General features: G+C 48.2%; 6 protein-coding genes and 1 pseudogene. All 7 read right to left on the bottom strand.

From position 1 onward, the window contains the following. Positions 1-2: 2 nt before the first annotated feature. A complete protein-coding gene (locus PsWM33_RS10765) occupies positions 3-2,606 on the bottom strand; it encodes a hybrid sensor histidine kinase/response regulator (protein WP_063300201.1) in 2,604 nt (867 codons plus the stop codon). Further along, positions 2,603-4,789 (bottom strand): GGDEF/EAL domain-containing response regulator, encoded by a 2,187-nt coding sequence (locus PsWM33_RS10760; protein WP_063298369.1) that lies wholly within the window; start codon positions 4,787-4,789, stop codon positions 2,603-2,605. The genes PsWM33_RS10765 and PsWM33_RS10760 overlap by 4 nt, the downstream gene beginning before the upstream one ends. A gap of 579 nt (positions 4,790-5,368) precedes the next feature. Next, on the bottom strand, positions 5,369-6,127 hold the full coding sequence (locus PsWM33_RS28775; protein ID WP_342585908.1) for an HlyD family type I secretion periplasmic adaptor subunit: 759 nt from the start codon (positions 6,125-6,127) through the stop codon (positions 5,369-5,371). An 8-nt stretch (positions 6,128-6,135) separates the two neighbouring features. Further along, positions 6,136-6,708, bottom strand: coding sequence for a biotin/lipoyl-binding protein (locus tag PsWM33_RS28770; RefSeq protein WP_342585907.1), 573 nt, complete (start codon positions 6,706-6,708; stop codon positions 6,136-6,138). A 27-nt stretch (positions 6,709-6,735) separates the two neighbouring features. Next, positions 6,736-8,573 (bottom strand): annotated as a pseudogene (locus tag PsWM33_RS10750) (type I secretion system permease/ATPase). Positions 8,574-8,664: 91 nt separating this feature from the next. Then, the gene (locus tag PsWM33_RS10745; protein ID WP_063300200.1) at positions 8,665-10,608 is read right to left on the bottom strand and encodes a hypothetical protein; all 1,944 of its coding nucleotides are present in this window, start codon (positions 10,606-10,608) and stop codon (positions 8,665-8,667) included. Positions 10,609-10,685: 77 nt separating this feature from the next. Continuing rightward, positions 10,686-14,738 carry a beta strand repeat-containing protein gene (locus PsWM33_RS10740; protein ID WP_063300199.1) on the bottom strand — a complete coding sequence of 1,351 codons (4,053 nt, stop codon included), beginning with the start codon at positions 14,736-14,738 and terminating at the stop codon, positions 10,686-10,688. Positions 14,739-15,521 lie beyond the last annotated feature (783 nt).

Below are 15,521 nucleotides of genomic sequence, written 5' to 3'. Positions count from 1 at the left end.
CTCTAAGAAAAATCCAGTGTGCTCAAGCGGTTGATAGGATTACTTCCTTCCTGCTTGAGCTGCTGTAGATACCTGGTCAGGTTTTCATGATCACGCTTTACCTTGCCTGACAGCTTACGAAGCATGTCTTCACCCAGGATCGGCATTTGCGGCGCAGGCAAGTTCTCCATGTCATCACTCAGTTTCGCAACTTCCGTCGCCCCAAGGTTGACTGAAGCAGAACGAAGCGCATGCGCACTTGCCCGAAATAGCTCTGCATCCCGAGCATCAAATGCAGCTTTAATATCGCGATGCAGCTGTGTGGTGTCTTTCAGATAATCTTCAATCACAGCAATAACGAAATCCAGACCGCCAAGTGTTCTCAGTTGCGACAGGCTTGCATAATCGATCCCAGAGGAAACTTCAGAGGAAAACCGAGGATGCTCGGAAATTGACGTTACCTGACTATTAGCAATTTTCTTGCGTGTGATATTTTCGTAAACACCACTTTCTGCAATCACATCATCAGCCAATGTCAGAAGCTTTTGCGGCTCGATAGGTTTGGTCGCACATGCATCAGCCCCAGCTTCCTGCGCATTTCGCGCAGCCGCGCGACTTGCATCTGCTGTGAGCGCTATGATCGGAAGGCGATCCTGTCCAAGTTCCGTAATACGATGCAACTTGATAGTTTCAATACCGTTCAGCACCGGCATATTAATATCCATGATCGCCAGATCGTAAGAGTTATCTTCCAACTCATCTAAGGCCAGTTCGCCATTGCTGACGAGCTTGCAGGTATGACCGCCCTTTTGCAGAATTTTTTCAATAACACGCTGGTTGGTCTTGTTGTCTTCAGCAACAAGAATGTTCAGCCCAATATAGCGACTGAAATAAGCCTGCAGTTCTTCCTTAAGCTCCATGCCAGATTTCGCATCTTCCGCACCTGCGGCCCTTAGAGCCCAGGCAACCGCTTGCGTGGAAACCGGAACTTTGATCGAAGAAACAATACTTGGCTGGAAAACGTCCTCGCACTCTTTTTCCGATGCAGCTGAGTAAACTGGAATCAGATTGACGTTGTGATGGTGACCAGTCGATTTGAGCGCATAGTGCAGGCTATCCGACGTCGCTGCCAGAACATCTTCCCCAACGAAGAGAACAATCTTGCTGCCATCACTGGATGTTTGCTGACGCAAAGCACTGAAGGCACTGCCAACTGTCTCAAAACACTCATGCTCGATGCCACAATCCTGCAAAGAAGCAGCGCAAACATCCCGCAGATCCTTGCGTTTGGAGACAATAGCAACAGCCCCATCTTCCACTTCAAGCCGAATTGTCTCATCACTAACAGCACGGCCAACCTTCAGCTCAATGATAAAGGTGCTGCCCTGCCCCGGCTGGCTGGTGACAAACACCTCACCGCCCATCGCACGGACAACTTCGCGCACAATGGAAAGACCAAGACCTGTCCCGCCAAATCGATCCACGATGCTGTCATCAGCCTGCGTGAAACGGTCAAAAATGCGCGACTGAGCATCTTCAGAAATGCCAATACCGGTATCTTTAACTTCCAGCTGCAATCGAATTTCGCCACCATCTGCTTCCTTGCAAACTGCGCGAATGGAAACGGAGCCTTCTTCGGTAAACTTGACAGCATTGCCGGCAATATTCAGCAAAACTTCGCGGATATGACGTGCATCGCCCACGAGGAGCGGAGGTAAGTTGCTGTCCACGTAGCGCGAAATAATCAACCCTTTACCGCGCGCTTGGCCTTGCACAATCTGTGTCACCTCACGCAGGATCGAGTTCATATCAAAGACCGTCCGACTGACGATCATTCGACCACTTTCAATCCGGCTAAAATCAAGAATGCCGTTGATCATGGAAAGGAGCGAGCTACCGGAATACTTGATGGTCTTCGCCATATCCCGCTGCTCAGCATCCAACTGCGTATCCTGGATCAGATCACCCATGCCAATGATCGCATTCAATGGTGTCCGCAACTCATGGCTGACAGCGGTGAGGAACTGGGTCTTCGCTCTATTAGCGGTTTCAGCAGCATGCTGTGCTGCGGTCATCGATCTGATGAGCTTGCTTGCATAGAGCGGCACAACAACAAGACACCCAAGCAAACCCAGACCGAGAATGAATTCACCTTGCCAGTATGGGGTCGTCAACACCACAGCGAACCCACTCACAGAGGCAATTGTCGCCAACGCCAGATAATCCAACCCAAACCGGAAACCGTTTCCGAAAATCACCCAAAGATAGATAGGGAACAGGATTGAAAGGTATTCCCCTCCCACATACAGGCCGGCAGAGACCGCCCCTACATCTAGAAAAATCGCGAGAACGCGACGAAGCGAACTGATGTTCTGCGAGTAAAGCAAATGAGCGAGCAGTGCCAGGGAGCCAAGCCCAAACGTGGTCATGATGACATTTGTCTGGAAATTCTCATGGGAACCAAAAGTGATATTGGAAGCGAGGTAAGGCGTGATCAGCAAGGTGAACATAAAACGGTTCAGAGACATCTCGCCTTCACCGCCACCCAACTGAATAATACGCTTATATAGATCCTTTAATCCGCTCAGCGGGAGCAGCTGCAGCTTCGTTTTTCTGTTGTCGTTCATAGTTCAAACTCCGCCCCAGCCAACGCTCTTTGCTGCCCGTTTCCTTGCAAGTTCGCCGCTTGCTCTTCCAGGAGACGTAAAAAGTCCTCAGCAGGTACAGGCTTGCCAAACAGATAACCCTGCGCCATTTCACAGCCGGCATCTGTGAGATATTCAGCCTGTTCCCGGGTCTCGACACCTTCTGCAATGATGGAGAGATCGAGGCTCTTACCCAAACCAACAATAGCCTTAATGATGACCGTGTTGTTCGGATCCGTCATCATATCGCGCGTGAAGCACCGATCAATTTTCAGGCAATCAACGGAGTATCTGCTCAGATATGCGAGGGAGGAATAACCCGTCCCAAAGTCATCAATCGAAATCGCAATTCCCATCTCGCGGATTTCGCGCAAGTCGCGGACGGTTGCTTCTGAGCCATGCAAAACGATGTTCTCTGTGATCTCAATCTCAAGTTTATCAGGCGGCAAACTGCAGGAAACCAAAGCATCTTTCAAAAGCTGTGGCACGTTCTGCTTACGGAATTGTGTTGGTGAAATGTTCACGGCAATCCGAGGCGTTGCCACCCCTAAGTCGAGCCACTTCTTTGCCTGCTGACAAGCAGCAAAAATCACCCACTCGCCGATTGGCAGAATAAGCCCAACCTCTTCAGCTGTTCCCAAAAAGACGTTGGGAGCAACCACACCATAATCTGGTCGGTTCCATCTCAGTAGAGCTTCAGCGCCAACAATCTCTTGGGTCCGCAAATCAATCTGAGGCTGATAAAACAGTTCCAGCTGGTTATGTTCAATCGCGTTTCGCAGCTCAGCTTCCAACGCGACTGTTTCTTTGACATGGTGATCCATCTTCGTCGAAAACAGATGGAACGTATTTCCGCCATCAGCCTTGGATTGGTACATGGCCATATCAGCACAGCGCAGCAACTCTTCGCTGTTAAGGCCATCCTCCGGGTATTTGGTAATCCCAACGCTGGCACTCGTCTGAAGTTCCCGCCCACTGATATGGAACGGCTCTTCAACCACGCTCACCAAATGTTGGGCAAAACTCAAAGCCTCTTCTGAGCTCTTCAAATCCGTTTGAAGAATAGCAAACTCATCACCACCCAATCGCGCAACCAGGTCTGAACCATCTACACAGCGCAATAAACGCTCTGCGAGCACCTCCAGGAGGCGATCACCAGTACGATGACCCAAGGCATCATTGATAGATTTAAAGCGATCCAGATCGATGAAATGCAGCGCAAAGCTACGACCGCTGTTTCGGCACTGGAAAATCTCTTCATCAATGCGCTCACCAAGCATGGTTCTGTTTGGCAAACCCGTCAACGCATCATGGTGCGCAATATGAAGCAAATGCGCTTCTGCACGTTTGCGATCAGAGATATTGGTCGCGGTCGTCACAACATGCGTTGTGTTCCCATCAACGTCCAGCAGAGGGCTTTTTGTAACGATGAAGTGAAAAATATCACCAGCATGGTTTCGCTGTTCAATTTCATAGGGCGGCAAGGCTCTGCCCGTAATGAAAACCTTACGGTCCAAACGACGATTTCTCTCACGGGTAAACTTATCAAACTTGCCGTAGGTATCTTCACCAACAAGATCTGCCGTGGTCGAGTCCAAAAAGCGCGCCCAAGCCGCATTCGAGAACGCACATAGCCCATCTCGTGTGCTGGTCGTAATCATAGCCGGAACACTATCGATCACCTGCGCCAGCTGTTCACGAGAATCTCGGAGAGCTTCCTTGCTCTGCTGCTCTACGTTGACCAGTTCCTGTTCAAGAAAGCGAGCATGACGTTTAACCGCATTTTGCTCTTCTCGCAGAGCAAGTAGGTTTCTGGCTCGACTAACGAACTCATTGTGGTCAACCGGACTTTGCAGGAAATCAGTTGCGCCCGCCTCCAGCGCACGAATTCTAAATGAGCGATCCGTAAAGACGGTGATGACAACAATCGGCACATCGCTGCAATGCTCAAGCGCACGCACCTTTTGCGTTAGATCTGCACCATCCATTTCCGGCATGCTGTAGTCGGTAATAATCAAGTCGGGGACGCTGCTCTCCATATATTCGAGAGCATCAACCGGCGAAGCAAAACAGTGTACTTTGACAGATGCATCTACAGCGAGAGCAAGCTTTTCAAAAATGCTTCTATTAATTGCCCTGTCATCGACAATAACGATTGTTGTCATGCAGCTACCACCACGAGCCTAACTGCCGAAGGCAACAAACACCCGCAGCAGTTGAACAAATTCACCCCATGGTTATCTTCGCTTAAGGAGACAGTGTTAAGAAATGCCAAATAGTTATCATTAAATGCCTAGTATCAAACTTGTGGTTCTATATACCTATCGACATACATCAGTCGTCCACTGCCAGTGCACAGACGCTTTAGTTTCCTTCATCAACAAAATAAAGCTAACGTAAGCGGCAGTTTGCGGGGATTTCGAAGATAAATCAAAGGGCTTCTCAATTAGTTACTGAAACATTGAGAACACAATAAAAAATTTTCTTCAAATTGCACTAAACAATTGTGAATATAGATCTATATACACTCACATTAAGCTAGTGCATCTGACAATTAAACAAATAAGAGTGCAGTAACAAAAGTGAGTCTCATGAAGAAAGCAGGTATCGCCCCACTATTCTCCTTTGAACCATTCTTAGTCGAGACAGTTCAGTATTGAACTTTCTACCAAGAAGTATAGCACTGCACAAAGCCCATATCATTGAACCATCTTAACGCAACAAGCCATTAAGAACGGCTGGTATCAAGGCTCCCTGAAGGCCCTCGACATGCTGTCACGAACAGGCTCCATGAGATAATCGAAGAAGGTTCTGTCTCTCGTTGTGATGTACACCTCCGCAGGCATACCTGGAGTTGCTTTGAAGTTTAGATATGCAGGAATTTTCTCACGATCCAACTTCACACGCGCCTTATATACATCAGCAGAAACGCTCATCGGATCCTCGCTTCGCAACGCATCCGCTGAAACATAAACAACCTTGGCATCCAACATAGGTGTAATACGCTGGTTCAAAGCCGTCAGGCGAACCATTGCCTTCTGCCCTTCTTTCACGTTGTCAATCTCAGTGGTCTGGATTGATGCTTCAATAATAAGCTCATCCTGAAGAGGTAGGATTTCCGTTAGATCCTTACCACTCTCAACCACACCACCTGCCGTGTGATAACGCATCCGAACCACAATCCCACGCACAGGCGCCACGATCTCAACGCGTTGCAAAACATCTTGCGCTGCACGTATTTGCTCACTCACATCATCCAGGTCAGCATTAACAACTTGGAGCTCCCCGACAGCGGTTTGCGAGGCTTCATTCTCCGCCCTCACGATTTGTGCCTTTGCTCTGGCGATACGTTCGGTTGCATCTCCAATCTCAGCAAGGATACGACCTTCCTCACCTTTGAGATTTGCAAGTGAGCGTTGAATTCGAAGTACGTCAGATTTCCGAATGAGGCCTTTTCCAAGGATTTTCTGTTTGGAATCCAGCTCTTCCTGAAAAAGCTCCATTTGCTCTTTCACCGCACAAGCTGCGATTGGCCACCTTGTATCCTCTCCTTAAGCGCATCAATACCTTGCGTAAAAATATCAATTTCACTCCGAAGTTTTCGAGTTCTGGCTTTGAAGGTCAGCGACTGGTTCAGAATAATACTCTTGATCTTGGGCTCCTGTGCAGTGCTTAAGAGCTCCTTCGGCAGCACCAATGACTTCTGGCCTTTGGCCTCTTGCGTCAAACGCGCCTGAATAGCTTGAAGGCGTGCCTGCCGGATCAATAAACGTTCAAGGTTAGCTTTGGCCGCTGTCTCATCAAGTTTCATTAGTACAGCACCAGCAGCAACCACATCCCCTTCTTTCACAAGGATTTCCTTGATGATCCCACCTTCGAAATGCTGCACGATCTTGTTTTGCCCAGTGGCAACAAAAGAGCCTGAGGCGACTACAGCCCCTGCCATGGGGGCACTGGAAGCCCAATACCCAAATCCGGCAAATGTAAAGGCAATAACGATAAAACTAGCCAACATAGGCGCACGAGTTGTGCGGGGCACATCCTCATACCAACTTCCATCAAGTATAAGAGCTCTAGTAGACATAAAAATCACCAAATAAAAAAGCTTAGACTATTCAGCTGGTTGTGCTGCTGGCAGATTATGCCCCGGTGCATTTTGATGCTGAGAAATGCCGGGCCGCTTACCAGTTATCAATGGCATCACTTCATCGCGGCTGCCAAAGGCAGCAACCGTCCCATCTTTCAGCATCATGATCTTATCGACACAACGAAGCAAAGCAGGCCTTTGAGTAATAGCAATAACAGTCATGCCATCTTGCTTGGCACGTTCAAGAGCTTGAGCGAGTGCCTGCTCCCCGATTGTATCCAAGTTAGAGTTCGGCTCATCTAGCACCAACAAACGCGGATTATTGTAAAACGCGCGTGCCAATCCGATACGCTGTCGCTGCCCACCAGAAAGCGGTGCACCATCCATAGCAACCTGCGTCTCATAGCCCTGCGAAAACTGCGAAACCATCTCATGAATGTCCGACATCTGAGCAGCTTTGAAGACATCTTCATCTTTGGCTTCACGGTTCATACGAGCAATGTTTTCTTTGATCGTACCAGGGAAAAGCTGCATATCCTGTGGCAGATACCCAATGTTTTCACCAAGTTGCCGGCTATCCCAGTTCCGCAGATCCATCATATCAAGGCGCACATTACCGGCCGTTGGAATAAGGGAACCAACCAACATCCTCCCAAGCGCGCTCTTGCCTGATCCCGAAGCTCCAACCACCGCCAAAGATTCACCGGGAGAAAGCTGGAATGAAATGCCATTCAAGATCACGCGCTTGTTGGGCGGTGGAACAAAAAGCAAGCGCTCGACGCTCAGCCGCCCCGCAGGATTCGGCAGGCGCAACCTATGTACATTGAGGGGCGAAGTATGGAGCAGCTTCTGAATACGCCCATATGCACTTTTAGCGCCCACATAACTCTTCCAACCATCAATAATGCCTTCAACTGGAGCCAACGCACGGCCACCAATAATAGAAGCCGCAATAATCATCCCTCCGGTAATTTCATTTGAGAGCGCAAGCCACGCCCCCCAACCCAGCATCGTGATTTGCGTTGACAGGCGAATGAATTTTGAGATCGCCGAAATCAAGACGTTTCGATCTTGTCCATAATCTGAGCTTTCAAAGACTCTGCAGTCTCTTTACCCCAAATAATCACGCCTTCCGGGATCATCCCCATCGCATTCATGACCTACGCATTCCGTGCCATTGCTTCGGCTTGCAGATTGGCACGCGAAGAAAACGCATTGGCCTTACCAAATGGAACGGCTGTCAACTTCTGATTGATCCTTGCAAGCACAAGGAGCAATAAAATAGTCGTCGTCACAATCATCCCCAAATGCGGATGAACCAGATAAACAACGAACAGATAAATGGGAGCAACCGGTGCATCCATGATGGTCAGAAGAACCGAACCAGTCAGAAAACTTCGCAACTGCTGAAGGTCGGAAAGAGCCTGAAATTCCTGACTACTACCGTTGTGAGAGGCTCGCGCCGCTGCACTCAAAACAGGCCCACCAAGGCGTGTTTCAACATCTACAGCAACCCGCATCAGCATAAAGCGCCGGAACATATCCAGCAGCACATGTGCAAGCACAAGCCCAATAACGATGGCTGTCAGCATCACCAAAGTATCAACACTCCGGCTCGTCAAAACGCGGTCGGAAATCTGGAATAAGTAAATTGGAACAGAAAGGATAAGAAGACTGGCGCAAAACGAGAAGAAACCAACATAAAGCAGGTTTACCTTGACACGCGCCAATCCATTCTGCATCAACTTGCGAAAATCGATATCTTCATAGGGCCCTCCATTCTTCCTGGAGGCGAAATTGCCCTTTTGGCTGGCGAGTTTTTCTCCATGTACAGGCTCTTGTTGAACACCATCCACCTGCAATGTTTTGCTCGCTTGCCCCCCACGTTGCCGGCTATTGTTCTTTGTCGTTCGAGCTTTAAACATATATTCTCTCTATAAAAACCTATTAAAATCAAACAAGTATATCGGAGACCATGTCACTCTCACCCGCATAAGGAACAAACGCGGGCGACGTTCCGGTTTCGCTACCACCGTCATTGCCAGTAAATGCAACAACTTCCGAAACCAGATCTATATTTCCATTCAATGCTGTTTCGAGATCATCTTCTTCAGAGACTACGATATTGACTTTTATGACAATGTCTTCCTCTGAGTATTCGCCATCCAAATATTGAAAGCCCGACTGACTATCATAATCGATGATGGTTGCTTTGTTGCTCGTTTTGTTGCTTGAAGTGTCCAGGTAACCATCTTGATCATCTTCAACGACCTCAGCATTAATAACCTGCGTGAGAACACCATCACTTTCTTCTTCTTCATGGATCTTCACATAGTCCGCATCCGAAAGAACATTAATCTGCTCGATCGCGTTGATCTGGTAATAATCGCCAGTGATGTAGAGAACTTTCAGATCAGTGCTTGGTAAGATCGGCAACCCACCTGTCGCTGAAGAGGCGGTATACTCGTAGTCTCCTGCCCGACCACCCATCGCATCCACCAAACCGGTTACCTCAGAGGTCATCGGTTTCATCAGCGACCCGCCACCAATGTTCTTGTTCGTACCTTCATTGGTCAGCACATTATGCCGTCCGGTCTCATTGATAGATGCACCAGTCGCATCAACATAATCGGCATCCAGGAGGATATTTTTCTGACTGATGTAGTTGACGTCATAGTAGTTTCCAAGAACAACAATCACATCGTAATTCTGAATATTATCAATCAACTGCGCCGCGTTGACCTGGGTGTTGTCACCGGTCTGGACATAATACCCACTATTGTTCAACTGATATGAAACGCAGTCATCATCAGAAAGAAAATTCTTCTGATTAACAATATTCAGATCATAAAAATTGCAGCTGACAACATCAACGCTCATGGAGTAGTCAGGGTTGTCGTAAGTAACTGCAGAGGAGATGATGTACTCGCCTTCGGACGTCACATTGGCATCATTGAAGACGATCGTTTCATCGAGTCCCTGACCGACTACAGTGTCCGCGGGCTGATCTGTTGGACCATAATATAGGTTGCTCTGAATGATCGAGTTTGTGGCGTAGTAATCCCCCATCACAACAGTCGAACATCTCAACTCGCTCAGATCCACAATTGAGGCAACGTTGACCGCTTCATTGTCTCGAGTCGTCACATAGCTGCTATCGTTCTGTTCATCCTCAGAGGTATCATCTTCGGCCTGCTCATCCTTAGGCAGCTCACCAATATTTTCGCCACTTGTAAAAGAGGGATTGGGAGCATCATTTTCCACTCTTTGAACCAGCATCTCGCCAATGGCATCAGCCGCACTTTGCGCATCACCATCATCAAAAATCTGGTCAAGCGTATCCAGCTCAATGTCACTCGCAACATCAAACAGTTGATCCAGCACCTCATCTGAGTTCCACTCAGGAATATCATCCCCAAACTCACTCTTGGACAAAAGCAAATCATCATCCGTCAGGGCGTTTTCCTGAGCGAGGTTTATTTCAATGTCCGGCGCATAAATATCGCGATAAGTGAAGGTGATGGTATACGTGTAGTCAAGTGATTGACCGCCATCTCCACCTTGCGGCAGCTCTGGGCCCGTACCGTCTTCAAACAGTACAACTTCAGAAGGCGGAACAAACTCAGAAGCATTTACAAGCGTCTCAACCGAATAAGGGAGACGGGTTTGTGACAGCGCATTAATTTCTGGCAAAAGCGACGGAAGACTGTAGAACTTTTCATAGGGAAGGTCTGTGGTACCTCCGCGAGAATAAACCACTTCCACCGGTGTAATCACAATAGTGTCTTGGGCAAACCGTGCTTCATCAAAGCTCTGTTCAGCTGTAGCGATACTATCAAAAATCTTCATATAGCCGATAAAGTGCCAGCTCAATTCATTTATAGCCTGCGACAGCATAAAATATCCTAACAATCTCATATGGATATATAAAACAACCTGCGCAGATCACTCCGCGCAGGTTGTTTTAGTTTGGATTATGCAAGGTCGTCTTCGCCAACCACGTTCACGGTTGAGGAACCGCCCACGACGTTGACATCAACAGCATTGGCTTGAACGTTCGCACCCATGACGATAGTCTGGTTAAAGGCATTCGCCACACCCAGAGCATCAGCAGTCGCAGCCGTAGAAGCCGTCACGCTGTAATCGTCACCAGTACCGAAGTCGAAGAGACTTTCAGCATCGTGGATGCCATCCGCAGACATCGCCTGACCACCATCAGCAACGATACTCTGATCAAGCGTTCCATGGTTATGAACTTCAACATTGGTGATCGTATCTTGATCATACAATGCATTTGCTTGCTCAGCACCGAAGATGGTGTCAGTGCCATTCGCATCCAGATTACCAAAGAAGCCACCACCAACATCTGGGCTACCAGAAGGCGTGATGTCCAATGCACCCAGACCGTCATCTTCCCCTGTAAAGAGAAGCGTGTCGTTCTGACCTGTAACATCCAGCTCAGTCGAGTTGACCTGCTTGTTACCACCTGAGTACAGGCTCTGGTTAAAGGCAGATGTCTTCGCCGTAGCATCCGCAGAAGCAACAGCTTCCGCAGTTACGGTGTAGTCATCACCAATAGAACCATTAGCAACGAACGAACTCACTGGATCAGTAATACCGTCACCAGAGTCAGCATCACCACCAGTTGCCGTAACAGTCTGAGTTAGCTCATCGAAGTTTTCGACATCGGCTTCATCAATCTGGTCGTTGTCACCAGCAGTGTTGTTTTGTGAGAACAAGGCAAGGCTGTCAGCATTGCCAGCAACGGTACCGGATCGAATTGAGTTCGAAGCCCCACCCTCACTGTCATCACCAACGGAGATGACATTCTTGTTGTCTCCAACAATCTCGACATCTGCTGAGTTTACCTGCGCATTACCACCGGTAGATATTACCTGGTTGAATGCTGAGGCTTCCGCGACAGCATCAGCAGACGACAAGGCTTTACCTGTGAGAGATGCATTGTCACCAACGTTCAGTGCACTCTTCACATCGGTGCCATCAATGCCACCGGAACCAACACCAGCACTCGCAGTACCACCTGTTGCGGTAACATCCTGCTCAACATCAGAGTAGTTCGCTACATCCGCATCAGAAATACTGTCACCATCATAAATGGTATTGCTCTGATACCCTCCGAGGAGGGAGTCGGTTGAATCTACTCCGCCGTTGTTAGCTGGACCAGTACCGGCCACAGATGCGAACGCTACGTTAGAGTCTTCGCCAGCAGATTGAACATTACTGCTTCCACCGGTTACGCTCAGATCAAGGTCATTGCTCTGAGCGTAACCACCAGAAAACAGTTTCTGGTTCATAGTCGACGCTGAGGCTGATGCATCTGCAGTTGCCTGCGTAACACCAGTGATCAAAGAATCATCTCCAACACTCGCAGCTCCAACATCTCCATCCCTATCAGCAACACTGATGCCAGCACCACTTGTGGCTGTTCCACCATCAACATCAACAGTCTGAGTGCTATGCCCCCAGTTAGTAACGTCTGCAAGGCCAATCTGATCAACATCACCAAGCTGGTTGCTCTGATCACTCCACGAAGTTGTTGTGGTGTCATGATCGACAGGTGCAATCGGCTCAGACCCAGCAGTAGCTCCACTCTCACCAGCTGCTGCAACAGCTTTGTTACCACCAGTAATATCGACATCGACAGAGTTTGATTGAGCATTGCCACCAGTTTTGAGCGTCTGCCCAAAGTTGATCGCTGCGCCTACACCATTCGCACTTGCAGAAGCACTGCCGGAGATGGAACTATCATCACCAACTGTATCAGGCCCTAGATTACCACCAAGAGCTTCAATACCGTTACCTGCGGTCGCACTGCCACCATCAGCTGTGACAGTCTGCACCACATCTGCCCCACCAGTGTTGATGACATCAGGGCTAGATAGGGTGTCGCCTTCGTACATCTCATTTTCTTGAGACTGGAAGGATCGGGTATTTGTGTTGGTGTCACCTCTGCCAGCCAAAAGCGAAACAGGGCCTGCAGCAGCACCAGCATTGTCTTCACCAGCAATCGAGGCCGTCATTTCTGCGCCAGTCACAGAGACTTCAGCTGAGTTACCTTGTGCGTTTCCACCTGTGGTCAATGATTGTGTAAAGGACTGAGTGACACCTTGAGCATTTGCAGAAGCCGCAGCAGATCCGCTCATGTCAAAGTTACTATGCACCGCAGCAGAAGTACCGGCGTCAAAAGCAATACCGTTACCAGCATTCGAGATGCCGCCAGTTACATCTGCACTTTGTGAGCTGTCGTGCTCATTCCAAACATTCGCGTCATCAATCTCGTCTTTATCGCCAAGCGCATTAGACTGATTGCTTTCAGTGCGTGTCCCAGTTCTGTGATCGCCATAAACTGATGGGTTGTCAGCATTTAGTGACGCAGTAGCACCGTCCTCACCAGCAGAAGCAGTAACCTGATTTGCTCCAGTTACACCTAACTCAGAGGCATTACTTTGTGAGTTGCCACCAGTGCTGACTTTCTGTTCAAAGCTTGCAGCAACACCCAAAGCTTCAGACTTGGTAAGCGTCGAACCAGTAATGGAACCATCATCGACTACATGTTCCGCACCTAGGCGGCCACCATTCATGTCAATACCGTCACCAGCGGTCGCATCGTGACCGTAGGCTTCAATCTTCTGAGTAGAATGCCCCTCATTATGAAGGCTTGGCTCTAGAACTGCATCGGCATCGTAAGCTTCGTTAGACTGGTTAAACCGAGCATTTGTGCCTGTTTCAGATTCATTAATAGATGAATCCCAGTCGGCACTAACCTGAATACCAGCAGTCGCGTCATCTTCACCAGAGGTTGCCTGGCCGACACCAATACCTGTGATGTCAAGACTGGCAGAGTTGCCCTGGGCATTGCTACCTGCAGAAATGTCTTGTTGGAAACCAACACCAACAGCACTTGCTGAAGCAGATGCGATAGCACTGCCGCTTACGCTTCCGTCACCACCAACAGATGCAGAAGATCCGATATGGTCAATTGAATTGATGCCATCATCACTGGATGCATTACCTGCTTTGGCTTTAACAACCTGAAGAGAATCATCAAGATTGGCAACTTCTGGGTTTGCAATGGCACCATCAATGTTGCCGCCACCGAAGCCACCACCAACGCCATCATTCAGTTCATTTGACTGAGTAACACGCCCACGAGTGTTGGTATCTGAGTTACCAGATGTGTAATCCGTTCCACCGACAACAGCTTCTGCACCAGAACCGCCAGCACCAGAAACATCTACATCTGAACCTGTGATCGATAGATCGACATTGTTGCCCTGCTCGTTGCTACCAGTCTGCAGTGTCTGGTTGAAGCTACGCGCAAGACCAGAAGCATCTGCTTGCGCAGCAGTCGAACCAGTGATGCTTTCATCATCACCAACGCCAACATTTGAGCCAGCAATATCAGTTGGTCCAGCACCAATGATGCCATTACCAGAATCAGCATCACCACCTTTAACTTTTACACGTTGCTCAGCATCACCATCATTCGTGACGGTAACATTATTGAGTGTATCAAGGTCATTCGCGTAGTTGGATTGGTTTGCACGAACCAGTGTATCCGTGTCGTTATCTGCTGCTGCCGCCCCTGCTTGATGCGCATTGACACCAGAGCCGTCACCACCAACGGTCGACGCATCAAAGTTTCCACCAGTTACACTGCCGGAGACATCGTTGCTCTGCAGGTTCGCACCGGTCGCGATACCCTGATCAAAGGCAAGCGCAACACCCTGGCCATTCGCTGAAGCGGAAGAACTCGCATCAATGGTCAGGTCGTCGCCAATCTGTAGTGCAGCGTTAATATCCTGAATGCCATCGCCAGCCTGTGCGATTGTATCAATCAGATCATCACGGTTCACTAAGACCTCTTGGTCTAACGAACCGTCATTAAGCACTTCAGCGCTACTATCACCATTGTGCTCAACGACATCCTTATCATCGAGCGTGTTATCCTGCTCTGCGCGGATACGCGTATCAGTGCCATCAGTAAATGGATTGTAACCAGACATATCGTCTCCAAATATTCGGAGAACTGCCCTGCAAGAAGCCGATCATTTGCGTCAGCTGGTTGCCACAGGTTCTCCTGAGGATTGAAAAAGTGTTTCATTCCATGATTTGAAGGCTGTCATTTCGATTTAGCTTTTTTGACCAAAGGTCAGAACAAGCAAATGGCTTGTAAACTCGGATAACCCCGAATTTGGACGCAAGATTCCAGATCGCACAAATGTAAAATCTGTACGCTAAACAACACGTCGGCTTCAGAAAACGAAGTAACCGATAAAATATGCGCTGGTTCTGGAATTCTGGCTAAATTACTAACTAAATGCTCTTGCTAAAACGAATAGACTCCATTCCTCCAAACAAAACCTCCAGTAAATAAGAAAGAATATTCCTCTTGGAAGCGGCGGAAGCTATACCACGGCCTAAAAAACAGACAAACCAAGAGTAATATCTGGTAATAATCAACAATACATTCAATTGAACTAGACAATAATTACTATGACAATAATTACTATGACAATCTAGGATATTAATAGTGAGTTAACGTTAGTATTCGCAAATTAGTGTTTTAAATATTACTAAAAAATAACTAAGCACTTCTAACAGGGAAGTGTTTATTGGTCTCAATAATGACAGTGTCATCTAAATCACATAGCAACCTGATCAAGAAATAGGTTTTCGGTGACCTATGTAATATGCAGTGAATTCTCAAGGTAGCTAAAACACTGTTTGAGTGTAAAAGTTATAGGTTTATAACCAAACTTTGCCGACTAATAAAAGAACGCCATACT

This window comes from Pseudovibrio sp. WM33 (genome assembly GCF_001623165.1).
In the GTDB taxonomy this organism is placed as follows: Bacteria; Pseudomonadota; Alphaproteobacteria; order Rhizobiales; family Stappiaceae; genus Pseudovibrio.
The sequence above is the reverse complement of the archived record's forward strand: the minus strand, read 5'-3'. Positions and strand labels throughout refer to the sequence as shown.

Coding starts and splice junctions, on each gene's coding strand:
- PsWM33_RS10765 (WP_063300201.1), bottom strand. CDS start 2,606: ATGAACGACAACAGAAAAACGAAGCTGCAGCTGCTCCCGCTGAGCGGA.
- PsWM33_RS28770 (WP_342585907.1), bottom strand. CDS start 6,708: ATGTCTACTAGAGCTCTTATACTTGATGGAAGTTGGTATGAGGATGTG.
- PsWM33_RS10745 (WP_063300200.1), bottom strand. CDS start 10,608: ATGCTGTCGCAGGCTATAAATGAATTGAGCTGGCACTTTATCGGCTAT.
- PsWM33_RS28775 (WP_342585908.1), bottom strand. CDS start 6,127: ATGGAGCTTTTTCAGGAAGAGCTGGATTCCAAACAGAAAATCCTTGGA.
- PsWM33_RS10760 (WP_063298369.1), bottom strand. CDS start 4,789: ATGACAACAATCGTTATTGTCGATGACAGGGCAATTAATAGAAGCATT.
- PsWM33_RS10740 (WP_063300199.1), bottom strand. CDS start 14,738: ATGTCTGGTTACAATCCATTTACTGATGGCACTGATACGCGTATCCGC.